Origin of the sequence: Legionella saoudiensis (assembly GCF_001465875.1) — a bacterium.
GTDB classification, from domain to species: Bacteria; Pseudomonadota; Gammaproteobacteria; order Legionellales; family Legionellaceae; genus Legionella; species Legionella saoudiensis.
The window spans coordinates 427,751-453,167 of the sequence record NZ_LN901324.1 but is presented as its reverse complement, the minus strand read 5'-3'; the positions used below and the strand labels follow the sequence as shown (position 1 = coordinate 453,167).

Sequence of the window (25,417 nt, the reverse complement as noted above, 5' to 3'; positions counted from 1 at the left end):
ATGAAATTAAATTATGTAGCTGATTTGAGCAACTAATTGGTTCGCATAAAGGTTACGAATACCATAAGTAAATGGTACTGAGGCTGTATAATCACCCGCAACAATGTGGCCACCTTTAAATGCAGCCTTACCAAAGCCACTGAATCGATAACCTAATCCCATGCGAATATTCTGATTGATATCAACATCAACACCAGCACCAAGGCTATAACTAAATTGTGATTTATTGTTATCTCTGAAGTATGGCGTGCTATTTATGTTATCTATTTCTGCAGTAACTGCGCGAAAACGTCCCAAATCGTTAAATGCCGCCCCTAAACCTACTGAAGCGTACGGGTGATAGCGCTCATAAGTGGTCATTAAAAACTTAGCGGATGCAAGAACTTGCTGTGTTTGAAAGCGATACTGATAATGATATAAAGTAGATGTTTCTGGCTCAATACCCGCTGTATTCACTCCGTGCACTGTGACAGGGCCAAAATAGCTGTATTCAATCCCTGCTTGCAACAATACATTATACCAAGGTAATGGATGTTCTAAGCCTATAAATCCCCCAATAAAACCGTCATTGTGCCCATCTTTTGAACTTCGATAAGTATAAACATTATCATCATCACCCAAGTAAGAGACTCTGCTATCGGCATTAACACTGGCATATCCGCCAATAAGGGAAACTACTGAACGATAACTGGGAGCTATGGATTTAATACCTGATTCACCTGCAAAAGCAAATGAAGAATAGAAGCAAGCCCCGGCTATACCAAGAACAGAGATTCCTAAACGCATATCATTTATCCTTAAATTTTATTTCTTTAATAATCTAGAACTTACTAACATTACGAAATGTATAGCTCTACACCCCTGTGATGGTAACATAATATTTTTTGAGTACAAGTAAGATTGATTTACAGGTGTAGCCTTGATTGCTTACAACCAGAACTTCCTTCGTTGTAAGCACACAAGGCTAGTGTGAAAACAGCATCGACCCATGATCGAACCAAACGTATCTCTTATCATGGGTCATATTATTTATTGCTGTTTCTGTTACTGGCGGTGCAACATTACAGCTTCGCTCAAATGACAACGACTTTAAAGCTTCAGCTAATCAAAACGTTTTTCCACCTAGCCCATAATAAACGGTTGGTGTTTCTATCCCTTCATCTGCCTTATGACCTGTATAGGATGTGATTTGCTCAAGCTCTTCTTTAGTTGCAGTCCTACTAACATTTGAATCCAATTTTAATTCTTCTAGTAGAGAGGATGGGGTTTTTTCGCCCAAATCTAATTTCTCCAGATTATATTCTGCACAATCAAAATACCAAAGTCCTTCTTCAGTTATAATATATTGATTTCGGTTAATTTGGCTTATATTTTGTAGTGTGGGATCAGTTGACATTCTCACAAGCTCACATCCCTCTTTTGCCTTAAAGTCATTAACTATTTTTATAGCTCGCTCTTTGATTACTTCATCTCCTGTGAAATTTGGATTTACAATAAATTCTCCTTCAATTTTAAATCTTCTAGTTATAGATTTATTAGGCGTAGCTCCTGTCACCAGGGGCTCAAACTCCTTTATTTTTGCTGACGTTCTACTAACTAGTACAGCACCTATAATATTTTCTTTCGGAACCGTCAAGGCTACTGCCTCATATGCATATAAGGGCCATCCAATATTTTCACTACTCAAATGAGCATATTTGCGAAATAACCCCTGTTTAATTAAATTTTTAGTAATATTGCCGGTCTGAGCCGTTTGCAAACTGTGTAAATCGATTACTTGTTTTTCTACTGGCAAATTTGAACTTTCTATTTCTAAACCTTGTTTTCCATAAGCATCACTAGTCCGAACCAAAAAAACCCAAAATTCGTCGACAGCTATTTCTTGAGACTGCAAAGAGATTCCTTCATCATAATTGTATAAGTCTGCCTCAGTTTTCTTATATAAATCATCTAATTCCTTCATATAAAATATTGGATCATATGAAGAAGGTATTGCTCTTTTAAGTACGCCTGAGCGCGTGATATGCCAAATATTAGTTGAGCCTTTAATAAATATATAGGAATTCTTATACTTCTCTACATCACCTGGCAAGGAAGACATAACATAAATATCACGTTCTTTAGTTTCATAGTCTACTTTAAGAGCTTTTGGAAGGGATATAAAATACACATAAGTTTCTCCTTCTTTTAAAGAAGTTGGAAAGTTATGGGTACTATTTAAAGGGAAAACAGCAGAACTCTCAAACTTAGTAGTTAAACTAACACACTGGTGTGTATCTGCATCGGTTGCAGACAGATTATAACCTAAATTATTTTTAAATAACTTTCCTTTAACAGCAGAATACCACCAAGTTTCTTTATTATATTCTAGAATGTCCTCTAAATTACGCGCCGACATTCCATTATTGAAAATTTCGTCCGGGCTTCTTGTTTCTGAGCGAAAGTAAAGACTATTGTTACTATTACTTTCCGTATGAATCTGTATATCTATTTTATCAGTGCTCATATTAGGTCTCTCTCCATAAGTATCCTTAAAATATAGCTCACAATTGCAGCATAAAGGTTTAAATTTAAACTCAAAGGGCGAAAAACATAGATTTATTTAAGATAAGATGGCTGCTTAAATACCGTTAGCAAACTATTAAGAAATAAATGGAGGAGCGAAAACTCTTTATTAGTGAGAGCACTTAGACAAATATTATCGATTTAATTTAAAATAGTTACCCGTATTACGCTAATACGGGCTACATTGATTTGATGATTAAACGGTTTTCATTGCAGCACGATAAGCCTGCAAGTTCATTAGAAATTCTGCTTCTGCTGGAGAAAGGTGACAACTATCAACAATCTCTTCACGATTACCACCCATTTCTAAAATTTTCATTGCATGCTGGTAACCACCATCATTATCACGTTTATTTTCTAAAGCCTGGATTTGGCCGTCCATACTGGCTAATTGTGAGTTTAACTCTTTAAGTTGTTTGGAGAATAATAAATCCGCATGAATCAAAACAGGATGATCTTTTGCAATTTGCTCTACAGACTTAGCAAGACTTTCCATACGTTCTTCAAGTCCTATCATTTTTTTACGTTGGGCCCATAAAAAATTAGCATACAGCACGAAGAGCCCTACATTTAAACTCACAATAACACTATTTATCATTTTATTTCCTTATTTCCCTACAACGACACTATGAAGCTGTTTATTATTTAACGCTGGATTAAGAAGACGTTTATTATTTCTGTCCACAGCAATAATGATGCTTACCCTGCGATTTAATGCCCTACCTACATCTGAAGTATTATCAGATATAGGATACTGCTCTCCATATCCTGTTACCATCAAGCGGCTCGTATCAATACCATAAGAGTTTAAAACGCGCCCTACTGCGGCTGCTCGAGCTGCTGAAAGTTCCCAGTTTGATGGGTACTGCGGTGTTTCTATGGGCATGTTGTCAGTATACCCTTCTATAGAAACAATAGCATGTGATTTTTTAAGCTTTCCAGCAAGCCGCATCAATTTGACTAATGCATCAGCCTTGAGATCCACATCACCCGACCCAAATAAAGCACCCGATTTGATGTCTAATTCAATCCAACCTTTTTGTCGATTAATCTTATAGTTTTTATCTTCTAATTCCGATAAAGATTGATTTATTTCATCTAAACCATCTTGGTACTGTCCATAGACTTTCTTAGTATGAGGACCTTTTTTTTGATCTTCTTTAGACTGTTCCTCGTGCTCTTTATCCATCTTATTAAAGGCTGATTTCATTCCCTCGGAAAGCGATTTGTACTTTGCGGTGTTCACAGATGAAATTGCATACATCACCACAAAAAATGCAAACAGTAAAGTAATGAAATCAGCGTATGAAATAACCCAACGATGGTGGTCTACATGTTCCTCAGTCTTTGATTTTCTTGATCTCATTTTTCTTTTGCTGTCCAAAATTATTAAGTTTTAACAATAAAATGCCGGGACTTTCGCTCGCAGCAATAGAAACCATTCCTTCAACAATCATCTCATCGTAATGGACCTGACGTGCAATGCAGGCTCTTAACTTATTTGCTATGGGTAAAAAAACTAAGTTCGCTAACCCAACGCCATACACTGTAGCAACGAAGGCCACGGCAATACCCGCACCTAATTCGCTTGGCTGAGCTAAGTGACGCATGACCTGAATTAATCCAAGGACCGCCCCCAAGATTCCTAAAGTTGGGCTATATCCTCCCATACTTTCATAAACATGGGCTGCACGTAAATTATTATGCTCAATGCGATCGATTTCCGCCTCTAAAACTTGTCTAATCGTCTGCTTATCTACCCCGATGACTAATAACTCTAATCCCTTATTAATCAGTGGTGTTTTTTCAACTTCTAGATGATCTTCCAAAGAGAGCATCCCTAGCTGGCGAGCCTTCCGCGCTAATTCAAACATTCGCGTTCTGCATGCTTCGAAATCGAGATGAGGTGGTTTAAAAATCCAAGGTAATATTTTTATTGCCCGCTTAAAGGTATGTAAGGGTGACTGCACAAGCACCGCCCCTATCGTACCACCAACAACAATAAGCAAGGCAGAAAGGTTTAATAATGAGCTAATATTACCACCTTCAAGCATTTGTCCAATGATGATGGCGAGAAAACTGGTCAAAAGACCCATAAGTGTTAGTGCATCCATACGTCTACTATTCCCTACTATTCCGGTAATCGCGATTTAACACGATGTGTTGCTTGACTAAGAATTTGTGAAACACGTGACTCACTTACTCCTAGAACCTCCCCAATTTCTTTCAAATTCAAATCATGTTCATAATATAAAGACAGAACCATTTGCTCTTTATGGGGTAACCCTTTTATAACCTCAGACAAACGACTCATTAAATCATTATGAAACACGTTTGCATGAGGTTCGGTGGAGGTTTGTCCTTCCTCTCCTTGTAATGCATCGTCTGTAACGCCTAAATCTTCAAAACCATATAAGTGACTACTGGCTGAATCTTGTAGCATTTCATGATATTCATTAAGTGAAATACCCAACTCGGCAGCAATTTCAAAATCTTTTGCTTCTCGCCCAAGCTGATGTTCTACATGCTTTACTGCTTCAGAAATCATTCTTGAGTTTCGATATACGGAACGCGGAACCCAATCATTTCGTCTAACCTCATCAAGCATGTATCCTCTAATGCGAATTCCAGCATAAGTTTCAAATGAAGCGCCTTTGGAGGAATCATAATGTCTTGTCGCCTCTAACAACCCAAGCATCCCAGCCTGAATTAAATCATCCAACTGAACACTACTTGGTAAGCGGCCCAACAAGTGATGCGCAATGCGCTTCACTAACAAGGCATGATTCTTTACCAGCGTTTCCTGGATTTGTTGATTTACTTTGCTGTAAGCAGCCAAAGCATCCACGACACTCTCCTTATCGCAAACCACTCATCAAATTTATACTTCATCCATCACTAAACGCTCTAAAAAGAAACTTGTATTGCCACCTAATAATGACTTTAATGGCCAATTGGCTACACCTGCAGCAATTTCTCTGATAGAGGCCGCAGCGTTGGAGTCTGGATAAGCCATTAGTACAGGTTTTTGATTTTTAACCGCCTTATGAATATGTTCATCAAACGGTATCGCTCCTAAATAGTCTAGCTTAACCTCAAGAAATTGCTCGGAAACTCGGAATAATTTATTAAATAAATCACGTCCATCTTTCTCATTACGAACCATATTGGCCACAATATGAAAATTTGGCCACCCATAACGCTTACTCATTACTTTAATTAATGCATAAGCATCGGTAAGTGAGGTTGGTTCATCACAAACAACTACGAGCAATTCCTGCGCCGAACGTGTAAAACTTAAGACTGTATCCGAAATCCCTGCAGCCGTATCAATGATCAAATAATCCAGATCTTCTGTAAGCTGATTAAATGCATCAATAATTCCGGCATGCTGCCGACTGCCAAGCTGTGCCATAAACTCAGTACCAGAAGCTGCTGGAATTATTTTTAAGCCATTAGGTCCTTGCAAAATCACATCATTTAATTGACAAGCACCCTGGATCACATGCGACAAATCATATTTAGTATGCAAGCCCAACATAATATCGATGTTACCTAAGCCTAAATCAGCATCCAGTAACATCACCTTATGATTAAGCTGGGACAAAGCAACAGCTAAATTCACCGAAACATTGCTCTTGCCTACCCCACCCTTACCTGCGGTAACTGCAATGATGTTCATTGGCTTCACTCGAGATAAACTTCTCAGGCCCGAAGCTTGATCGCCAATAATATCATTAACTCTCAACATAATATTCTCTCCCAGCAGGCTGCCGCTCTTTACTCATGTAGTTCGCTTCTACTGGAAATAGTTGCTGTTCTTGCTGAGCAAATAATTCAACAAGCTGATGGCGTGTGGCTAATTTAATATCTTCAGGAACACGTTGCCCATGTGTTAAATAACTAATGCGTAATCCTGTTTCAATTGCAGCACTTAAAGCACCTCCAATTGCCTGGGCCTCATCCAGTTTAGTTAAAATACATTGATCAACGCAGTTTGTTTCATAACGATGAATGGCATCAACAAGCACTTGATAATGACTTGTTGCCGGAAGCACCAATACTTTAGAAATGGATTGCATATGGTTGCTTAAAATTTGCATTTGACGGATAACGCGTTCATCTGAAGGATTCATTCCGGCGGTATCGATTAGAATAAGTTTTTTATCACTTAACTGACGCAACACTCGAGATAAAGACACTTCGTCGTTCGCAAGACACACTTGCACACCTAAAATTTTTCCATAAAGCATTAATTGTTCTTGTGCTGCCATACGGTAGGTATCCATAGTAACCATACCTAATTTATCTGCGCCAAAACGTAGAGCGAAGCGTGCACCAATCTTGGCAAGAGTTGTTGTTTTACCAACGCCTGTAGGTCCTAAAAAGGCATAGATGCCACCCTCTTCGATGCGACGAGTATCGCGAATGGGTAGTTGCTCAGTGATATGGGTCAGAACAGCTTGCCATGCGCGTTGTTGATTTAAATCGGGACGCACCGAGCGTGTCCATGCCGCCGCCGTTGTTGGGCTAACTCCAAGATATAATAGTTTTTGTAATAATACAGTATGCAGAGGCTCAGTACTTCCTCCGACACTTCCGCCTCTTAATTGAGCTTCAAGCATGCCACGCAGAGTTTGGATTTCCATACGCAAATCATCAAATGGTGTTTGTGTTTGGAATTTATCGACCTGACTTGGTGGTTCTGCACATGCAACCGCAGCCTCAGTAGAAAGAATCGTTTCGTCAAAATCAATCGCTGCAACAATTTCAACGCCACCATCAACATCACTACTGGATAAAATAACTGCATCAGAACCAAATGTCGCCTTAATTTGCTGCATTGCTGTTCGTGTATCTGCGGCGACAAATCGTTTTAATTTCATAAAGCTCCCCCTGCTATGACGCGTACCCAATCGTCAATATTAAAAATTAAGTACTACTTCCGTTTTTTTATATAAAACAACTATTTACCTGAAAAATTGTAAAAAGTCAGCCCCCTGGCCTAACTTCATGCGATTAATGTTTATAATTGCAGGTTGGGCCCCTGATCCAACTTACAAACTGATCTAATTACAAAAATTCTATATTACTTACCCCACGGTGCCAATGATTCTTATTTGTTTATTATCAGGAATTTCCTGATAAGACAAAACATGGAAATCATGGGATATATTACGTACAAATCGAGCCAGTACAGAGCGAATTCCCGGCTGAACGACTAATACGGAACTTTCTTGCTTTGCTTGCTGTTGCATTGCCAACTGCGCTAAAGAATGCTGTATTTTGTCAGCCATGCCAGGCTCAAAACTTACTCCGTTGGAATTACCACTTTGAATTGTGTTCTGCAGCAGTTGTTCCAGCTCCGGTTTTAACGTAATAATGGGTAGCTCTTCATTCATGCCACTTATTTTTTGCGTAATCAATCGCGATAAGGCAATGCGTACTTGGCTAATTAAAAATTCACTGTCTTTGGACTTTGGCGCCATTTCTGCTAACGTTTCAACAATCGTGCGGATATCAGTTAATGGTATATGTTCTGCAAGTAGTCCTTGAAGAACCTTATTGACCATTCCTAAAGTTAATCCATCGGGTACGAGCTCTTTCACCAACTTCGGCGAAGAAATTGCAAGCTTATCTAATAATTGCTGTGTTTCTTCATAGCCCAACAGCTGTTGGCTATTACGTTCCAAAATTTGACTTAAATGCGTGGCCACTACAGTAGAAACATCTACCACCGTATAGCCTAGAGTATGAGCCTGTTCTTTTTGCCCTTCCGTAATCCATACTGCTTCCATACCAAACGCAGGATCACGACCTTTAATTCCATCCAACTCACCAAACACTTGCCCTGAGTTAATTGCCAAAGAACGATCAGGATGGATAATTGCCTCTCCCATGATGACCCCAGCCAGACTAATTCGATATTGATTGGGTTTTAAATCCAGGTTATCGCGCACATGCACCGAAGGAATTAAAAAGCCTAATTCTTGCGATATTTTTTTACGTATCCCTTTAATACGCGCGAGCAAAACACCACCCTGAGAGTTATCAACTAACGGTATCAATCGATAACCTACTTCAAGGCTAATCACATCAACAGGATTTACATCATCCCATGATAATTCGGTTGACATACTTGGAGTTTGGGCTGTGGGCGCTTCGCTTTCTTTGACCACTTTCTTCTTCTGTTTTTCTTTTTCCTGTTGCGCAAATAAATAAGCCATCCCAGCAAGTCCTACGGACAAGAGTACAAATGCGACATGCGGCATTCCAGGGATTATACCAATCACCCCCAAAATCGCTGAGGCAATAATTAAAGAACGCGGGTTAGCAACAACCTGAGAAATAACTGCATGCCCCATGTTTTGTGCACTGGAAACACGCGTGACAATAATTGCGGCTGCTGTCGATAAAACTAATGAAGGTACTTGTGCAACTAAACCATCACCAATGGTTAACAAAATATAATTGTGCAAAGCATCTGAAATACTCATACTGTGTTGGAATACACCAATGATTAAGCCACCAATAATATTCACCACAAGAATTAGTATTCCTGCAACAGCATCTCCGCGCACGAATTTACTCGCACCATCCATCGAACCATAAAAATCAGCCTCTTGGGCTACTTCCAGTCGACGTTTTATTGCCTGCTCTTGATTAATTAGGCCGGCATTCAAATCAGCATCAATTGCCATTTGCTTTCCTGGCAGAGAGTCTAAAGTGAAGCGAGCACTGACTTCCGAGACACGACCAGCCCCTTTGGTGACCACCACAAAGTTAATTACGAGCAAAATCATAAATACTACTAAACCCACAGTATAATTACCGCCAATAACCACTTCACCAAATGACTGAATCACATGTCCGGCGGCATCTGTCCCATTATGCCCATTCAATAAAACAACTCGGGTAGAAGCAACGTTTAGCGCTAAACGAAGTAAGGTAGCAAGCAAGATAACCGTAGGAAATACAGCAAAATCCAAAGGTCTTTCACTATAAATTACTGCCAGTAAAACTACTAAAGATAAGGCGATATTAAAGGTAAAAAATACATCAAGTAAAAATGGCGGCAAGGGCAATATCATCATGCCAAGCATAACCACCAACATAAGTGGCGTGCCTAAGCCCTGACGCATCCAAAACTGAACGTGTTGCCAAGCACTTTTGGTATTACTCATTAAACATCCTCCTCACGCGCTAATTCAGGTGGAATAGGCACATTCTGTAATATCTCCGGCTTATGGTCATAGCGCTTTTTATCGCGTAGTTGAAATACGTAAGCTAATACTTGCGCTACTGCAACATAAAGTCCTCGGGGAATTTCTGCATTCAATTTGGTGGAGAAATAAAGTGCTCGCGCTAGCGGAGGCACAGAGATGATTGGAATGTCATGCTCTTTGGCAACTCCATTAATTTGAAAAGCGACTAAATTTTTTCCTTTAGCAATGACAACAGGCGCTTTACTTCCCTTTTCCTTATACATCAGCGCCACGGCATAATGAGTTGGGTTAGTTAATACCACACTGGCTTTGGGTAACTCAGCCATCATCCGTCGTCTGGCAATTTCTTGTTGAGCGCGACGAATAGCATTTTTAATTTCTGGCTTACCTTCCGTGTCTTTATACTCTTCGCGTAGCTCTTGTTTCGTCATTTTCAAGCTTTTGTTATGTTGATATAGTTGAAAAGGTACATCCACTGCAGCAATTAAAAGCAGGCTTGCAGAAACCCAAAGAAAGGATTTGATAACGATCAGGGCTCCCGTATTAATTGCTATTTCAATGGGAGTATGCGCCAAGGCAAGCAGCATAGGGACTTGCAAGTTAAGTACCACAATAGCAACTAGGGCAACGAGAACAAATTTAAAAAAGGACTTAATCATTTCAACAAAGTTTTTAAGCGATACCATACGCTTCAAACCTTGCAACACATTCAAGCGTGAAAACTTTGGCTTAACAACTTGGCCACTAAATACCCAGCCTCCCATTAAAAGGGGTGCGGCTAGAGAAACAAAGAAAATAACCGTCAACAGCGGAAATAATGCCCATATACCCATTTTAGTTAAAAAGAATAAGCGCTCCATGCTGACGATAGAGGTGATAATTACTTCCGTATCAAACTCAAAAGCATGACGCATCATCAATGCTAATTGCGTTGACAACTGTTTACCAAAGACCAGAAAACCTACTGCTGTAAACAATAAAGCAAAGGTAGTATTAAAGTCTTTTGAACGAGCAACCTGACCTTTTTCACGCGCTTCTTTAAGCCGTTTGGGTGAGGGCTGTTCAGTCTTTTCGTCGTTTTCTTGTTCTGACATTAACGTAACATCCCTACTACAAAGCGTATTCCATCATCAATAATATCTGTCATCTGAGCTGCCACATTGGGCAAACCAATTTTAATTACTACAACCCCCATTACTAAAGTAATAGGAAAACCTAAAGAGAAAATATTCAACTGAGGCGCGGCGCGTGCCATAACCCCAAATGATAAACTAACGATGAGTAAAGACAATAAAGCAGGAATAGAAATTAGCAACGCTTTTTTAAACATCCATCCTGAAAAAGTAATAACATTCCATAGCATAGTAGAACTTACCGAGGTCTTGCCTATAGGCATCGTTCTAAAACTATCCATTAGTGTTTCAACGATTAGTAAATGGCCATTCAAAGCTAAAAAAATTAAGGTCATCATCATTAAATAAAGCTGCCCCACTAAGGGAACGCTTGCCTTACTAGCAGGATCAACCATCACCGCAAACCCCATCCCTGTTTGCATGGAAATAATTTGCCCACCTAAAATAAATACTTGGAAAGACAGTTGCAACACAAAGCCCATGAGCATGCCTAATAACAATTCCTGAGCGATATAAAAAGGATAAGCCGCATTAAAATTAAGAAAGCTAAGCTCCGGCGGCACTAAGGCAGAACAAATCCAGCTTAAAACAAAAAGAAAAATAATCTTCACTCGAGTTGGTATGAGTATCGAAGAAAAGACTGGCACAGCAAGCAATAACCCGCCAACACGCGCAAATGGCCAGACAACTTGGCTTACGTAACGTATTAATGTTGGGTAATCAATATTCATTGCCGCATTAACCTATCAAATAAGGAATATTACTGATCAAAGAATTCGTGTAGTTGACCATAGTTTTTAATAGCCATGGCCCAGCAAATACCATCACTAAAAAAGTGGCAAATAATTTAGGAATAAAGCTGATACTTGATTCATTAATTTGTGTGGCAGCTTGAAACATAGACACAATTAAGCCAATGAGCATCCCTGGCACCACTAATACGGTAATCAACAGCAGCATGATGTAAACACCTTCACTAAATATCGATACAACTGACTGTGGAGTCATCTACTCTCCCTGTAAAAATACATAAAAATATCCTAAGCGCCGCGAAATACAGTTATACGGCAAAACTTGATGCCAAAGAACCAAGGATTAATGTCCACCCATCCACCATTACAAACAACATAATTTTAAATGGTAGTGAAATAATCAAAGGCGATAACATCATCATCCCCATAGCAATCAATACGCTTGATACAACCAAATCAATAATTAAAAAAGGTAAAAATAAAATAAATCCAATTTGAAAGGCTGTTTTTAACTCGCTGGTAATAAAGGCTGGAATAATGACCCCCATTGATAAATCATCTAATGAAGCAGGTTCTTTATTAGCAAATTTTTCAAATAAAGCTAAATCGTTTTTACGCGTTTGATTGAGCATAAATTGGCGCAATGGCACTTGCGCATTTGCCATGGCCTGAGGAAACTCCATGGTTTCTGCTAAATAGGGTTGGATTGCAGTTTCATTAATTTTATTAAATGTAGGTGCCATCACAAAATAAGTCATAAATAAAGCAATACCGATTAATACTTGATTTGTGGGTGCCTGAGCTAAGCCAATTGCCTGGCGTAAAATGGACAAGACAATAATAATTCGGGTAAATGCAGTCATTGCCATCAATAATCCAGGTAAGACCGTTAGCAGGGCCATAAAGATTAGGATTTGCAAATTAACGCTATATGATTCACCGCCATGAGAACCCGGTTGAACGGTCATTGCAGGCAAAGATAAAGAATTTGCTGCTTGTGCTACAAAAGGTAAAACACTTAATAAGGCAATCAATAATATATAACTTTTTATTTTCATCTTATGATTTCACTACCGCTGATTTAAGCAGCTCCGCAAATGAAGGTTTATTTGGTGCATCAAAACCTGGAGGTAACTCTTCGCCAAAATCATACAGAAGTGTGATGTGACCGGAACCAAAACCCAGTAATAAATATCGTGTACCAACTTTCAACAACATGATCTTTTCCTTAGGCCCTAGAATCATACTGGCAACAGACTGAAATCCCTTAGACGAGCCTAAGTGTGCTCCTTGCAATCGCTTTACCACCCAAGATAAAACCATGATTACGAACAGAACAGAAAACAAGCCCAGCACAATGCGCATGAGCTCGCTCTGAGTAATTGCATGCTGAATCATCTTAATCGTCTTATCCGCTCAGCCTTACTCACGATGTCTGTTAGTCGAACTCCAAATTTATCGTTAACCACAACAACTTCCCCATGCGCCACCAAGGTGCCATTAACTAATACATCAAGTGGGTCTCCTGCTAAACGGTCAAGAGGCACAATCCCTCCCTGGTTTAATTGCAGCAAATTACGAATGGTCATTTTAGTACGACCAATTTCCACCGTTACGGAAACCGGTATGTCCGAAATTAAGGCCATTTTTTCTTCGTCAGTCTCATGAGGTGTTGCACTTATTTGTTTTGGTTGGTCCATTGCTGAATCGGCCATCTTAATCCCCTAATAACTAATATGCTTGATTATCTTTACAGCGCGTTTATCACCTGCAGTACCCTGAGTTGCTGTAAAACCTGGTGTCCCTTCAATATCCAGAGTAACAATTTCTTTCATTTCTACTGGTATAAAATCCCCTACTTGCCAAGCCATTACCCCACCTAAAGTGGTTTTTGCATGCGCCATCGCCGAGCTAATAACTAATTCGACATCCATTAACTCCTCTTTTAAGGATTTGACCCAATTGGGATCAATTTCATCCTCTGGACGAGCAGCACCTAACTCTAATTGCTCTTTAATAGGCTCAACCATTGAATAAGGTAGAACGAAATAAAAATCTCCTGTTTCTTTACCAAAATCTAAAGTAAAACGAACCACCAATAACGTTTCTTCAGGTTCGGCGATGTTTACAAGTTGAGGGTTGGTTTCATCATTAAATTTGGTAATGTCTAATTGGATAATTGGTTTCCAAGCCGACATTAAATCAGCAACTAGTTTTTTAGAAACGGCATCCATCACCCGTAATTCAGTTGCAGTAAAATCGGTACGATCTTTTTGGGCAAAGAACTGAGAGCTACCACCAAAATAATAATCTACTAAATCATAAACAAAGGTACTATCAAACATGATAATACCTTTGCCACGTAAGGGCTTGAATTTATAAACATGCATCAAACTGGGGTTGGGAAGACTCTCCATAAAATCACGATTTTTTACAATCTGCAATTGATCCTGGGTTATCTCGAAGTCTTTAGCAGTTAACTGATAAATATCCGCGGCAAATGAACGCACTGCGCGGTCATAAATTCGCTCAAGAACAGGTAATTTACCTTTTATAATTCGTTCTTGGTTGGAAAAATTGAGTGTTTTTACCTCACTCTCTTCAAAGGTAATAATAGGCTCAGCAGACTCTTCTGCTACCTCATCTAGTTCGCTCTTAGTAGCAGCACTTTTTTTGCGGGAAGATTTCTTTTTGGCTGTTTCTTGAAACTCAGCATTTTGCGTTTCTTCCTCAGAAGACTCATCAACTGACTTTAGAAGAGCATCTATTTCTTCTTGCGATAAAACATTTTTCTCAGCCATAAGCGGTCCATACTAAAAATACTAAAATTTAATACTGTTTTTTTTCTTTTCTATGCAAATTGCATACTTTAAAATATTATTAAAAATCAAACAGCTGATCCATTTAGACTCAGCAATTTGACATAAAAAAGAGGGCTTCGTCAATGAGTTAACAAAAATAAGATTTTGACTAGAGAACTAACTGTAATGAAAACGAACTATTTGTATTTACAACCCAAATATAGCCAAGAATTTCTTTCCAATTATTATCTAAATCGTTATAGTTTTACTTCATCACTAATCATATAGGCAATGGTACATGCACAGTAAAAAGACCCTACTGTCTAACTTTAGCCATGCAATGTTCAGCCAATCTTTATGCTTACGTCCGGAAAATGAGCAAGAGTTAATTGAATATAATGCCCAGCATTCAGGTCAATCAATGCTTCCTCGTGGAGCGGGATTAAGCTATAACGACAGCTGCTTCAATACGGATGGCTTTATTGTTGATACGCAACGTTTCAATCATTTAATCAGTTTTGATGTAAAAACAGGCATTGTCATCTGCCAGGGCGGTTTACCCATTAAGGATTTATTTTTAGTTCATCCAGAATTTATTCCACCAGTAATCCCAGGAACCATCCATGCCACCGTTGCTGGGAGTATAGCCCATGATGTTCATGGAAAAAATAATCCTCATGCGGGTAGCTTTGGTCATCATATTGTTTGGTTGGACCTGCTCTTAGGAGCAAAACGAATACATTGTAGCCCCGAGGAAAATCAAGAGTTATTTTACGCCACAATTGCAGGTCTTGGGCTAACTGGAATTATTATGCGTGCCGCCATTAGGCTACAAAAAAAAACTCGCCAGCTCCAGATTAAACGTGAACGATTTACCTCGCTTAGCGCCTTAACCGAAGCCATGATCAATTATAGCCGCGAACATGATTATCAAGTTGCCTGGATGGACTTATTACATACAACGCCCCGCTCTGTGCTTTCTGTAGCGGATCATTGCCCCTCTCCTCTTGCTAGCAACAAAAGCAGAACATTTACAGTACCTAAGCTTCCTTTTAACTGCATTACCCAATGGAATATGCAATTATTTAATTCTCTATTCTTTAAAAAACAAAAGACAGAAGAGGAACTTGAACTTTTGCAATTTAATAATCCGCTCGATAAATTAAATCATTGGAATCGTCTCTATGGATCTAAAGGCTTAATGCAATTTCAAGCAGTATTTTCCCAAGAGCGGGCAGCAGAAATACTTGAGCAACTAATACAATTGATTAGAAATTACAAAGCAACACCAACCCTTGCTGTGCTCAAGCTATTCACTCAATCAGGGTATGGCTTGCTTTCGTTTTGCCAACCTGGTTTTACGCTTGCAGTTGATTTTATCCATAATGACTGTGCAATTAAGGCAGTAAATGCTATGAACCAATTGATTACAGAATGTGATGGGCGAGTCTATCTAGCTAAAGATCAATTGCTTAATTCAGAGCAATTTCAAACGATGTATGAAAAACAAAATGAATTTTCTTCTGTACTGAAGCATTATGGCTGTTATGCACGCTCGGATCTGGCTCGACGTTTAGGAATAATAAAATGACACAAAGAACCTGGGTTATTTTGGGAGCAACATCGATTATTGCCGAGAAATTTGCCCACATAGCCGCTCAGGCAGGCCATCGCTTGCGTTTAATTGGCCGCCAAGCAGCACAATTACAGCTAATAGCCCAAGATATTCAACTGCGTTATCAGGTTTCTTGTGAGTTTTTTATTGTGGATATGATGAATAATCCTGAAGACTTACTTTTTATTTTAAATGAGAGTGAACAGGAGTTGGATTTATTTATTGCTCATAGTGATTTTACAGAAAACGACCATTTAACTCCGCAATCGATACAGCAATTAATTCAGATAAATATTCAAGCAACCGCCCTATGTATCAATGCCTATCTGCAAAAAACACAAACACAACATCACTTACTGTATTTGAGCTCAGTTGCGGCTTGCCGTGGGCGTGCTAAAAATAGCCTTTATGGGGCAACAAAAGCATGTATTGAAGTGTATCTGCAAGGTTTGCAACAAGCGGCGAGCAATAATCAACAAATTACTATTGCGCGCTTAGGCTTTATCGATACGCGCCAAACCTATGGACGTCCAGGAATCTTTTATGCAGGCCCACCCGCAGCTTGTGCTCAAGCTTGCTGGAACGCTTTAGGCAAAAAGAAACAACTCATTTATTATCCTTCCTTCTGGCGAGCGATAATGGCAATCATTAAAAACCTGCCTTTTTTTGTTTATAAGAGGATGGGGTCCATTTAAAGAAAGACATGGCGCTTGAATAAAGATGTAAAACCTGTATAATTTGGCCATTTAATGATCAGAAAATGGCGCATTCATGACCATATATTTTTCGTCCTTCTTTAAGAAAGCTTCATATGTAGAACAAGCTAAACAAAAACTTCTTCATCCAACAACATTAGCCTGGGAAGGAGAGTATTATCGAAATTTATGGAAGTTAAAAAAGCACGCCGAAAAGGTTTCCGCAAGCATTCATCAGTTAGGATCATTAGCAAGAGAAAAGGAAACAATTTATCTCTTAAACCAACATGTGACACAAGCCTTTGAAGCACTACTGGCAGGAAGAACGCTTCGTCGAACCCAAATTAATACATTAAATAATGATTTATTTCGCTTGCAAGAAGAAATAGCAGACTCTAATGATAGAGATATTTTTCTTAGTTGTTTGAATATGGTATTAAATACATTCATTACTGGAATAGAAGCAGGCCTTACGCTTTTATTTGCAAGCATCGCTGCAGGACCTGCAAGTCTTGTGCTTTTCTCTTTGGCCATGACGGGAATATTTGCTACGCTTACGGCGATTTCAGCTTATAGCATCTATGTTGATGCGCGTTTTATTGCAGGTCAGCAGCTTAAAGAGGTTGAAGATGGCATTGCTTTTCTAATCAATTACAATATACACAATTTACCTGAACCTACAAGCCAAGAGCTAGCTACGATCAAATACCAGTTTACCTAAACATGTATGTATCCCTGGCTTTTCTGCGCAGTATAATGCCCTATAGGAAAGCCATATTAACCTTTAACACATAGAATTTGCTTCAAAGTATAAACAATCTCAACCAAATCTTTTTGGGCGGCCATAACAGCATCAATATCCTTATAAGCCTTAGGTGTCTCATCCAACGTACTGGCATCCTTTTTACACTCAACGCGATCCAGTGCTCGTCGATGTTCCTCTAAATTAACTAATTGCTTTGCCTTAGTGCGTGACATCACACGCCCAGCGCCATGACTACAACTATGAAAGCTTTCAGGGTTTCCCAGCCCCCGTACAATGAAGGACTTAGCTCCCATTGAGCCGGGAATTATTCCCATTTGCCCTTTTTGCGCCGAAACAGCACCTTTACGAGTAACCCAAACCTCTCGTCCAAAATGCTGCTCACGCTGAACGTAATTATGATGGCAATTCACTGAATATTCATCAGCAACAATAGGACGGCCTAACTGCTTGCTTACCGTATCAATAAGCAGCCTCATCATAATGCGGCGGTTTTCTGCCGCAAAATTCTGTGCCCATTCAACAGCATGACAATAATCATGAAAATAAGCACTTCCTTCAGAGAAATAAGCTAAATCTTTATCCGGCAAATGAATCGCATGTCGTTGCATATCTTTTCTCGCCAACTCAATAAAATGGGTTCCAATCGCATTGCCAATACCTCTTGAGCCACTATGCAACATAAACCAAACGGCTTGATGCTCATCCAAACAAATTTCAATGAAATGATTCCCACCTCCTAGGGTTCCTAAATGATTAATATTATTAGTTTTAACAAAACGCGGATATTTCTCGCAGAGCTTATCAAAAGCATCAGCTAGTGATTGATTCCATTGCTGCATTACATAATTTGGAATCGAATTCCATTGTCCTATTTTTTGTCTAGGACTACTACCAACAGGAATGGCTTCTTCAATTTTACTTCGTAATAAACCCAGGTTATCTGGTAAATCCTGAGCCATTAAATTAGTCCTAACCGCCATCATGCCGCACCCCAAGTCCACACCAACTGCCGCAGGAATAATTGCCTTGCGCGTAGCCATAACGGTGCCAATAGTAGAGCCCTTCCCTACATGAACATCAGGCATGACAGCTAAGTGCTTATAAACAAAGGGTAAAGTAGCTAAGTTTTTAAGCTGTTTCTGTGCTTCTTCATCAAATAAAACTCCATCAGTCCAGGCTTTTATAGGAACATTAGGCGTTGTAATTATTTTCATAATTTTTCCTGTTTTAAACTTAGTTCTTTATCTCATTCAAGTGAATATTTTTTATAAATAGTGTATATTGCGCGAACTTTTATTGCTTATTATTCGGCTTATGTTTTTCAAATTTTTCCAATCTGTCTTTAAATCTTCAGCTGTTAGCACGTCGCTTGCAAAAATAAATAATGAATTTATTGTTAATCCCAACATTTATTCCTTCAATGCGGGCAACAGTCTATATTTTGATGAGGCCTCATTGCAAAAAACCACTTCTTTTGATGATGAGCGCCGCCTTTTCATTTGGGTTTCGCAAATCGCGCGTTATTTTAAAGTGGGTACTGATATAAAAGGTATTAATTCCAAAGAAAATACTGGCGTCGCGATTAGCAAATTTCTCAAGGAAATTAGTGCTCTTCAGGAAAGCACTAAGAAATTTCTATGCACTGACGAGCATGCATTAAATTGTTTAATCCTTGCTTTGTTACTAAATAATAATAAAAATGACTGGGACAATACCCTAGAATTAATTCGTCAGTATAATACTCTTTCGTCTGAAATCTTAGCACAACTAGAATGGTTTTATGATTTTGTCTTTAATTCAGCATCTCCCTCCTCATGCGAACAATTATTAAACTCCGTACAAAACGCCCAGCCCGTATCCCATGTCCTCCAATTTATGATTTTAGCAACATATTATCTAAAAAATCCCAGCGGTACATTTAAGGAGCTGAAACATATTCGACTCCCGTTTACAGAGCAAAGCACCAAATTAGAAATTTTAGCAGAACTCATTAAGCAAGGGATTCTTGCAACGCAATATACCAAACATCCGTTTCTTTATGACTCGCTCAATGAACTAAAGCAAATTTTTCGCGTCGAATTTCAAAAGCAAGATACCTCCATGCGAAAATCACTTAAAAAGCCAGAAGATAGAGAGTTTCTAGAGTATTTTATTATTGATTCATTAAATAATATCAAGCAACTAGAACAAGAAGAACAACTCATTGGCTTATCCCAAATGATTTGCTTTTTTTCTATGAAAACCTTGGAATTTTACAAAAAAATACATGATAACAGTTGTTTGTTAGTACAAAAGCTCTTTTCTTTAGGGAAATATACGGAAGCCTATTTACTGCATGATGACGTAATCCAGTTTGTAGCACATCCAGATAAAGAGATGATCGATGCCAGAATTGCTTTATATTGTATGTGCTGTCGATTGGAGCAATGGTTATCTGGTAGTACTCCTACACTTAAATTTAATTCAATGGAAGAGCCCTATATAGAGAAATTAAAAAAATCAAAGCTTAATTTTAAAATGGGATCCCTCGCTAATGAACAATTATTTGACTTGGCAAAAAAAATGGTTCAACAATTTGCGCGAAGCGACAATAAAACAGCCCAAGATGAATATAAAGGACATTACAACAGCTTTATTAAAAAATATTTATCTTCAACCCAACAAAAAACGATTAATAAACTCTTCGAATCCTCTTTAAATAAAGTTAAAAAGATACCCGAGGTACTACCATCTTCTGCGCAGCAAGAAAAGAATAAGCAAACACTACTGACTGGAATAATTCAGGAACCATCCACAGTACAACAGGAACTAATTAGTATTTTACCTCCTGCATCCAATGCTGTTCCTACTGTACTTGAAAAACCATCTATGCTTTCCGAAGTTATGGCCTTGAGTGACCAAGAAAAAGTCCCTGATGTAGTGCAGGACGCCCCTGTTGTCTCAAGCCCTAAACCGATTTCGACAAAAAGTAGTAAAGCAGTCACTACGCCACTGAAAACAACCCAGCCCAAAACAGCTACAAGTACGAAAAGAAATAAACAAGAAAAGGTAGATGTTTCTGCAAAAACAAGCACCCCAGCAAAACAGACACCTTCAAAAATAAAATCTGGAACGGTGCAAGCAAAACCTAAAAAAGAAACGGCTTTACCTAAAAAAAACCATAAACCCGTAATACAAACACCGGCAACCGATACAAGCACCCCCAATATATCCCAATTGGGGGTTATATCTAGTGATGAGAGTACAATTACTCCCATAGAGGCTGTAGAGCCAATAAAGCAACCCACGGCCCATTCTACTTCCACCCTCCAAAATTCGGCTGTGTTTCTAAACCGCTCACAAATACCGAATGAGTTGTTGGAACTCATTGACGAGCTACGCAAAGAATTTCCTAAAGGAAAATTTTATTTAACTGGGGCAGCTCCAGGGAATATGCTGGATGGTAAAGAACCCAATGATTATGACTTATTAGTTTTAAACATTCCCTTGTATGAAATTCAACATTATCTGTCAAAGAAGAAAATTACTTCAGAACAGCGAAGTTTTAAATACCCCATCTTGTATTGTGCTTTAACTCCCAAAATTTTCATTGATTTTTCTGCGAAGTTTTTAGCATCAACGCAAACAGAGCAAGAGTTATTAGAAGCCGATTTTTACGCGCGCGACTTCAATCTTAATGCGCTCTATATGGAGTTTACTGATCAATCCCAATTTTCTATTTTTAGTTTTTCCAATGCCTTAGCAAATAGAGCAGATAAAAAGATTTCTGATGTGTTGGGAACACCTGTTGAAAGCCTTAAACAAGATCCTGTTCGTTTATTTCGCTTAGCAAAATTAATGATTAACTATCCTGATTATAAGCTTACTCCAAATATGAATATAGCTTTAAAAGAGCTGCAACCCCAGTGGCTTGATATTCTTAACGTCTATTTGCAGGGCAAGGGGAATATATTTAGGCTGGACCATGTGTTAAGAAAATTATTCTTAAAATGTAGTATTGAGGAAATTAACGATGCATTCGCAAAGCTTCATGTATTACCTGTATTTACAGGAAATTCAAAGACCTTATGTAATATAGCTTGCGCACGAATCCCGCAAAACCTTCCCCCTGAATATCGTTACTTTGGTTGGCGTTTAGCGAACTTTTTACAACATCTTCAAGAAAAAAACCAATTCTATTGTCCGCTTCCCATTGCCCTAACGTTAACGGAAGCAAATTGCATGCAATTCGTTGCACAACTCATACAGAATAATGCAGACATGGGGATGATAACAACAATTAATGAGCCTACTTTAATCGAATTACTTATAGAGTTTCATTTAATTAAACGTTCGCCTCAGCCTTCGTTTAACCAGTGATGTAAATGAAAGGTTTTGGTCCCATGAGGAATCATGGGACCAAGAGACGTATTTATGACTAGTTCGTCATCTCAAGAGATGAACCATCGGTAGAATATGAATTAAGCCAAAAAATTGCAAAATATAAATTATTAAAACAATTAATACTAAAATATTTAAAAGGCTTTTAATTGCACCAGGCATTGGGATAAACGCATTGATAAGCCACAAGGCTACCCCAAAAACAATAATTACCACAATCAGGTTTAGTAGCTCGCTCATAAATGTCCTTTTTAATTTGCTAGTATTGTGATTATAGCATAATAGGGAGGTTCTTTTTGTTTAAAAAAAAGGGAAAAGAGCACGTCATCCTCATTCAGGAAACCCCTCACGATGTTTAGGATGACGTGTTTCTCTAAAAGCAAAGGAAGCGGCTTATTGGATATTCGTCTTGCCCTTCAAAAGGTCACGAATTTCCATTAATAATTCTTCTTCTCGGGTTGGAGGAGTTTCTTTTTTCTCCTCTTTTCGTATAAGCGAAATACCCTTTACAGCAATAAAAATGGAAAAAGAAATAATCGTAAAATCAATAATAGACTGGGTAAATTCACCCCATTTCACTACAGCATCCCCTACTGTGACTGATTTACCGGCAATATTAATTCCACCTAAAAGCAATCCAATCAAGGGCATGATGATGCCGCTTACCAAGGAGCTAACTATTTTGCCAAATGCAGCCCCAATTACCACTGCAACTGCTAAATCAACAACATTACCTTTGACAGCAAATTCTTTAAACTCCTTTATAAAACTCATGTTATCTCCTTATAGTGAGCTTTTTGAATTTAGAACAAAAGCGTAGCCCGTATTAGACCAATCGGATACGGGCTATATAGGATTTTATTGCGAATTACGAACCATTTCCTTAATTTCATTAATTTTCGCATCTAAATCGGCAGGCACAACTCCCCCGCCTTGAGCCATATCATCGCGTCCGCCTCCTTTACCACAAAGATGACGTACTAAAGCTGCGGCTGCAGGTACTTTTCCGAGAATATTCTTGCTTACCCCAGCAATCACATTCATTTTATCCTGATCAATAACAAAGAGCACGATAACTGCTGAATCCAGTCGTGATTTTAATTGATCTAAAGTAGCGCGCAGAGCCTGACTATCCGCTCCTTCTAATTGCTTCACCAATAAATGTATTCCATTAATGTCTTCGACTTCACTGGCCAGATCAGCACCTGATTTCTGTACTTTCTCACTTTGTAACTTAGCAACTTCTTTCTCTAAATTTTTGCCATCATGGATTAATTGCGAAACTTTCTCGGCTAAAGAAGCAACATTAGTTTTGAGTAAAGAAGCAAGTTCAGCTAAAAGATCTTGCTGCTGGTTTACCCAGGCTAAAGCATGGCTACCCGTAACCAGCTCAATGCGGCGTACACCACTGGCAATACCATATTCAGCAACAATTTTAAATAAACCAATATCACCTGTACGTCGTGCGTGCGTTCCACCACAAAGCTCTTTGGAAAACTCACCCATAGACAATACACGGACATCGTCAGCATACTTCTCACCAAATAGCGCAACTGCACCGCTCTTTTTAGCTGATTCAATATCCATAACTCGAGTTACTACTTCATTATTTGCCCGAATCTGCGCATTAACCAGAATTTCAATCTGCTGTATTTGTGTTGCCGTTAAGGCCTCGAAATGAGAAAAGTCAAAACGCGCACGTTCTGCATCCACTAAAGAACCTTTTTGTTGTACTTGTGGGCCTACGATAGTTTTTAATGCAGCATGTACTAAGTGTGTTGCGGTATGATTTAAACGAATTGCTTCTCGGCGTTGCGCATCAATTTGTGCATCAACCAATTGGTCTACAAAAATTGTGCCCTCAACTACTTCACCATAATGCACAATGGCCTGGCCATTCTTTTGCGTATCATCCACGCGAAAACGCAATTGGTCTGCAAGCAAAACACCGCGATCGCCTACCTGGCCACCACTTTCCGCATAAAAAGGTGTATGATCGAGAACAACGGCTCCTTTCATACCCGCACTTAAAGATTGGACCTCTTTCCCATCTTGCAACAAGGCAATAATTTGCCCTTCCATTCTGTCTTTTTCATAACCATGAAAATCAGACTGATGATCCAACTGCGATGCGGCATGATAATCCGTGGTAAACTGGCTGGCAGCCTGAGACTGCTCTCTTTGCTGTTGCATTAGCTGGTTAAAACCATCCATATCTACATATAAACCTTGCTCTCTAGCAATGTCTGCCGTTAAATCCACGGGAAAACCGTAGGTGTCATAAAGCTTGAATGCGATTTGACCTGTAATTTCCTGGCCACCTAGAGAATGCATTTGCTCTTGCAGCAAACGTAATCCTTGATCCAAAGTACGGGCAAACTGATTTTCTTCTTGAGCTAAGATTTTTTCTACATGCGCTTTGGCACTGACTAACTCAGGATAAGCATCGCCCATAACATCGATTAAAGGCTGAACCAGTTTTGAGAAGAATGGAGTGGGTAAACCCAGTTTATTCCCATGGCGTACTGCGCGGCGAATAATTCTTCTTAATACATAACCACGTCCCTCATTACCCGGAATAATGCCGTCAGCGATTAAAAACGCGCAAGAACGAATATGATCTGCAATAACTTTTAACGAGGTATGATTTAGATCTGAAATATTACCCAATTTAGCAATGGATTTAATAAGGTATTGGAATGAATCAATTTCATAGTTACTATGCACACCTTGCACCACTGCAGCAAGACGCTCTAGTCCCATACCCGTATCAACTGAAGGTTTAGGTAGTGGATGCAAATTACCGTCTTTATCGCGGTTAAACTGCATGAATACTAAGTTCCAAATCTCAATGTAGCGATCGCCATCTTCATCTGGGCTGCCTGGAGGTCCTCCAGCAATATCAGGGCCATGATCATAGAAAATTTCCGTACATGGACCGCAAGGACCAGTATCCCCCATAGACCAGAAATTATCCTTTTCACCACAACGTGAAAAACGCGCTGGAGAAACGTTCATTTCTTTAAGCCAGATATCTTCTGCTTCTTGGTCATCTTTATAGACCGTAACCCATAGACGCTCTTCAGGCAGGCGCAAAACTTCAGTCAAAAATTCCCAAGCGAACTTAATGGCTTCACGTTTAAAATAATCACCAAAGCTGAAATTACCCAGCATTTCAAAAAAGGTATGATGGCGTGCAGTATAACCTACATTTTCTAAGTCATTATGTTTGCCCCCGGCACGAACACAGCGTTGTGCAGTAACTGCTCGTTGGTAAGAACGCGTTTCAAGCCCTAAAAATAAATCCTTAAATTGCACCATACCGGCATTGGTAAACAATAAAGTAGGATCATTAGCGGGAATCAATGAGCTAGACTCTACAGCCTGATGGCCTCGTTGTGCAAAAAAATCAGTGAATGCTTGTCTAATTTCAGAACTTTTCATATTCAAATCAATACCAAATAGAGGGGAATGAGCAGAAGAG

The 25,417-nt window shown here is 39.0% G+C and carries 24 protein-coding genes; 4 read left to right on the top strand and 20 right to left on the bottom strand.

The genetic code is table 11. From position 1 onward, the window contains the following. Positions 1–6: 6 nt before the first annotated feature. The 16 genes from BN3124_RS10985 to fliM all read right to left on the bottom strand — a co-directional run bounded on the left by BN3124_RS10985 (position 7) and on the right by fliM (position 14,477). On the bottom strand, positions 7–786 hold the full coding sequence (locus tag BN3124_RS10985) for an outer membrane protein (RefSeq protein ID WP_058534844.1): 780 nt from the start codon (positions 784–786) through the stop codon (positions 7–9). Positions 787–1,105: 319 nt separating this feature from the next. Further along, complete coding sequence (locus BN3124_RS10980) at positions 1,106–2,506, bottom strand: hypothetical protein (protein WP_058534843.1); 1,401 nt, start codon at positions 2,504–2,506, stop codon at positions 1,106–1,108. Between the two features lie 255 nt (positions 2,507–2,761). After that, complete coding sequence (locus BN3124_RS10975; RefSeq protein WP_196398938.1) at positions 2,762–3,160, bottom strand: DUF2802 domain-containing protein; 399 nt, start codon at positions 3,158–3,160, stop codon at positions 2,762–2,764. 12 nt (positions 3,161–3,172) lie between these two features. Further along, positions 3,173–3,931, bottom strand: a complete 759-nt coding sequence (locus BN3124_RS10970) for a flagellar motor protein MotB (RefSeq protein WP_058534841.1) — start codon at positions 3,929–3,931, stop codon at positions 3,173–3,175. Further along, the gene (locus BN3124_RS10965) at positions 3,906–4,679 is read right to left on the bottom strand and encodes a flagellar motor protein (RefSeq protein ID WP_058534840.1); all 774 of its coding nucleotides are present in this window, start codon (positions 4,677–4,679) and stop codon (positions 3,906–3,908) included. Before BN3124_RS10965 ends, BN3124_RS10970 begins: the two co-directional genes overlap by 26 nt. Positions 4,680–4,696: 17 nt before the next feature. Next, complete coding sequence (locus BN3124_RS10960; protein WP_058534839.1) at positions 4,697–5,413, bottom strand: RNA polymerase sigma factor FliA; 717 nt, start codon at positions 5,411–5,413, stop codon at positions 4,697–4,699. A 33-nt stretch (positions 5,414–5,446) separates the two neighbouring features. Then, entirely contained in the window at positions 5,447–6,316 is an 870-nt protein-coding gene (locus tag BN3124_RS10955; protein ID WP_058534838.1) for a MinD/ParA family protein, read from the bottom strand. Next, positions 6,303–7,451, bottom strand: coding sequence for a flagellar biosynthesis GTPase FlhF (gene flhF, locus BN3124_RS10950; RefSeq protein WP_058534837.1), 1,149 nt, complete (start codon positions 7,449–7,451; stop codon positions 6,303–6,305). The genes BN3124_RS10955 and flhF overlap by 14 nt, the downstream gene beginning before the upstream one ends. A gap of 207 nt (positions 7,452–7,658) precedes the next feature. Next, positions 7,659–9,749, bottom strand: coding sequence for a flagellar biosynthesis protein FlhA (gene flhA, locus BN3124_RS10945; RefSeq protein WP_058534836.1), 2,091 nt, complete (start codon positions 9,747–9,749; stop codon positions 7,659–7,661). Then, entirely contained in the window at positions 9,749–10,885 is a 1,137-nt protein-coding gene (gene flhB / locus BN3124_RS10940) for a flagellar biosynthesis protein FlhB (RefSeq protein WP_058534835.1), read from the bottom strand. Before flhB ends, flhA begins: the two co-directional genes overlap by 1 nt. Continuing rightward, positions 10,885–11,655, bottom strand: a complete 771-nt coding sequence (gene fliR, locus BN3124_RS10935) for a flagellar biosynthetic protein FliR (RefSeq protein ID WP_058534834.1) — start codon at positions 11,653–11,655, stop codon at positions 10,885–10,887. Before fliR ends, flhB begins: the two co-directional genes overlap by 1 nt. Positions 11,656–11,662: 7 nt before the next feature. Continuing rightward, positions 11,663–11,932, bottom strand: a complete 270-nt coding sequence (fliQ, locus tag BN3124_RS10930) for a flagellar biosynthesis protein FliQ (protein WP_058534833.1) — start codon at positions 11,930–11,932, stop codon at positions 11,663–11,665. A gap of 52 nt (positions 11,933–11,984) precedes the next feature. Continuing rightward, positions 11,985–12,734, bottom strand: a complete 750-nt coding sequence (fliP, locus tag BN3124_RS10925) for a flagellar type III secretion system pore protein FliP (protein ID WP_058534832.1) — start codon at positions 12,732–12,734, stop codon at positions 11,985–11,987. Between the two features lies 1 nt (position 12,735). Beyond that, on the bottom strand, positions 12,736–13,074 hold the full coding sequence (fliO, locus tag BN3124_RS10920) for a flagellar biosynthetic protein FliO (protein WP_149865251.1): 339 nt from the start codon (positions 13,072–13,074) through the stop codon (positions 12,736–12,738). Next, the gene (gene fliN / locus BN3124_RS10915) at positions 13,071–13,376 is read right to left on the bottom strand and encodes a flagellar motor switch protein FliN (RefSeq protein ID WP_230849161.1); all 306 of its coding nucleotides are present in this window, start codon (positions 13,374–13,376) and stop codon (positions 13,071–13,073) included. Before fliN ends, fliO begins: the two co-directional genes overlap by 4 nt. 24 nt (positions 13,377–13,400) lie before the next feature. Next, on the bottom strand, positions 13,401–14,477 hold the full coding sequence (fliM, locus tag BN3124_RS10910) for a flagellar motor switch protein FliM (RefSeq protein WP_058534830.1): 1,077 nt from the start codon (positions 14,475–14,477) through the stop codon (positions 13,401–13,403). Between the two features lie 298 nt (positions 14,478–14,775). On the opposite strand from fliM, the gene BN3124_RS10905 reads away from it, so the two are divergent. The 3 genes from BN3124_RS10905 to BN3124_RS10895 all read left to right on the top strand — a co-directional run bounded on the left by BN3124_RS10905 (position 14,776) and on the right by BN3124_RS10895 (position 17,508). Next, the gene (locus BN3124_RS10905; RefSeq protein WP_058534829.1) at positions 14,776–16,068 is read left to right on the top strand and encodes an FAD-binding oxidoreductase; all 1,293 of its coding nucleotides are present in this window, start codon (positions 14,776–14,778) and stop codon (positions 16,066–16,068) included. Continuing rightward, complete coding sequence (locus tag BN3124_RS10900) at positions 16,065–16,787, top strand: SDR family NAD(P)-dependent oxidoreductase (RefSeq protein ID WP_058534828.1); 723 nt, start codon at positions 16,065–16,067, stop codon at positions 16,785–16,787. The genes BN3124_RS10905 and BN3124_RS10900 overlap by 4 nt, the downstream gene beginning before the upstream one ends. 76 nt (positions 16,788–16,863) lie before the next feature. Next, complete coding sequence (locus BN3124_RS10895; protein WP_058534827.1) at positions 16,864–17,508, top strand: hypothetical protein; 645 nt, start codon at positions 16,864–16,866, stop codon at positions 17,506–17,508. Between the two features lie 56 nt (positions 17,509–17,564). On the opposite strand, the gene BN3124_RS10890 is transcribed toward BN3124_RS10895, so the two are convergent. Then, positions 17,565–18,767, bottom strand: coding sequence for an RtcB family protein (locus BN3124_RS10890; protein WP_058534826.1), 1,203 nt, complete (start codon positions 18,765–18,767; stop codon positions 17,565–17,567). 241 nt (positions 18,768–19,008) lie between these two features. On the opposite strand from BN3124_RS10890, the gene BN3124_RS10885 reads away from it, so the two are divergent. Beyond that, positions 19,009–21,912 (top strand): hypothetical protein, encoded by a 2,904-nt coding sequence (locus BN3124_RS10885; RefSeq protein WP_149865250.1) that lies wholly within the window; start codon positions 19,009–19,011, stop codon positions 21,910–21,912. Positions 21,913–21,978: 66 nt separating this feature from the next. On the opposite strand, the gene BN3124_RS10880 is transcribed toward BN3124_RS10885, so the two are convergent. The 3 genes from BN3124_RS10880 to alaS form a co-directional block, all read right to left on the bottom strand. Next, complete coding sequence (locus BN3124_RS10880; protein WP_058534824.1) at positions 21,979–22,173, bottom strand: Thivi_2564 family membrane protein; 195 nt, start codon at positions 22,171–22,173, stop codon at positions 21,979–21,981. Positions 22,174–22,326: 153 nt separating this feature from the next. Further along, positions 22,327–22,707, bottom strand: coding sequence for a large-conductance mechanosensitive channel protein MscL (gene mscL / locus BN3124_RS10875; RefSeq protein WP_058534823.1), 381 nt, complete (start codon positions 22,705–22,707; stop codon positions 22,327–22,329). 84 nt (positions 22,708–22,791) lie between these two features. After that, on the bottom strand, positions 22,792–25,377 hold the full coding sequence (gene alaS, locus BN3124_RS10870) for an alanine--tRNA ligase (RefSeq protein WP_058534822.1): 2,586 nt from the start codon (positions 25,375–25,377) through the stop codon (positions 22,792–22,794). Positions 25,378–25,417: the final 40 nt, after the last annotated feature.

What these genes read in the sequence shown, in the direction of transcription:
- fliO (WP_149865251.1), bottom strand. Translation starts at nt 13,074, where the DNA reads ATGATTCAGCATGCAATTACTCAGAGCGAGCTCATGCGCATTGTGCTG.
- flhF (WP_058534837.1), bottom strand. Translation starts at nt 7,451, where the DNA reads ATGAAATTAAAACGATTTGTCGCCGCAGATACACGAACAGCAATGCAG.
- BN3124_RS10985 (WP_058534844.1), bottom strand. Translation starts at nt 786, where the DNA reads ATGCGTTTAGGAATCTCTGTTCTTGGTATAGCCGGGGCTTGCTTCTAT.
- BN3124_RS10900 (WP_058534828.1), top strand. Translation starts at nt 16,065, where the DNA reads ATGACACAAAGAACCTGGGTTATTTTGGGAGCAACATCGATTATTGCC.
- flhB (WP_058534835.1), bottom strand. Translation starts at nt 10,885, where the DNA reads ATGTCAGAACAAGAAAACGACGAAAAGACTGAACAGCCCTCACCCAAA.
- mscL (WP_058534823.1), bottom strand. Translation starts at nt 22,707, where the DNA reads ATGAGTTTTATAAAGGAGTTTAAAGAATTTGCTGTCAAAGGTAATGTT.
- BN3124_RS10965 (WP_058534840.1), bottom strand. Translation starts at nt 4,679, where the DNA reads ATGGATGCACTAACACTTATGGGTCTTTTGACCAGTTTTCTCGCCATC.
- fliQ (WP_058534833.1), bottom strand. Translation starts at nt 11,932, where the DNA reads ATGACTCCACAGTCAGTTGTATCGATATTTAGTGAAGGTGTTTACATC.
- fliR (WP_058534834.1), bottom strand. Translation starts at nt 11,655, where the DNA reads ATGAATATTGATTACCCAACATTAATACGTTACGTAAGCCAAGTTGTC.
- fliN (WP_230849161.1), bottom strand. Translation starts at nt 13,376, where the DNA reads ATGGACCAACCAAAACAAATAAGTGCAACACCTCATGAGACTGACGAA.
- BN3124_RS10905 (WP_058534829.1), top strand. Translation starts at nt 14,776, where the DNA reads ATGCACAGTAAAAAGACCCTACTGTCTAACTTTAGCCATGCAATGTTC.
- fliP (WP_058534832.1), bottom strand. Translation starts at nt 12,734, where the DNA reads ATGAAAATAAAAAGTTATATATTATTGATTGCCTTATTAAGTGTTTTA.
- alaS (WP_058534822.1), bottom strand. Translation starts at nt 25,377, where the DNA reads ATGAAAAGTTCTGAAATTAGACAAGCATTCACTGATTTTTTTGCACAA.
- BN3124_RS10895 (WP_058534827.1), top strand. Translation starts at nt 16,864, where the DNA reads ATGACCATATATTTTTCGTCCTTCTTTAAGAAAGCTTCATATGTAGAA.
- BN3124_RS10980 (WP_058534843.1), bottom strand. Translation starts at nt 2,506, where the DNA reads ATGAGCACTGATAAAATAGATATACAGATTCATACGGAAAGTAATAGT.
- BN3124_RS10880 (WP_058534824.1), bottom strand. Translation starts at nt 22,173, where the DNA reads ATGAGCGAGCTACTAAACCTGATTGTGGTAATTATTGTTTTTGGGGTA.
- BN3124_RS10955 (WP_058534838.1), bottom strand. Translation starts at nt 6,316, where the DNA reads ATGTTGAGAGTTAATGATATTATTGGCGATCAAGCTTCGGGCCTGAGA.
- flhA (WP_058534836.1), bottom strand. Translation starts at nt 9,749, where the DNA reads ATGAGTAATACCAAAAGTGCTTGGCAACACGTTCAGTTTTGGATGCGT.
- fliM (WP_058534830.1), bottom strand. Translation starts at nt 14,477, where the DNA reads ATGGCTGAGAAAAATGTTTTATCGCAAGAAGAAATAGATGCTCTTCTA.
- BN3124_RS10970 (WP_058534841.1), bottom strand. Translation starts at nt 3,931, where the DNA reads ATGAGATCAAGAAAATCAAAGACTGAGGAACATGTAGACCACCATCGT.
- BN3124_RS10890 (WP_058534826.1), bottom strand. Translation starts at nt 18,767, where the DNA reads ATGAAAATAATTACAACGCCTAATGTTCCTATAAAAGCCTGGACTGAT.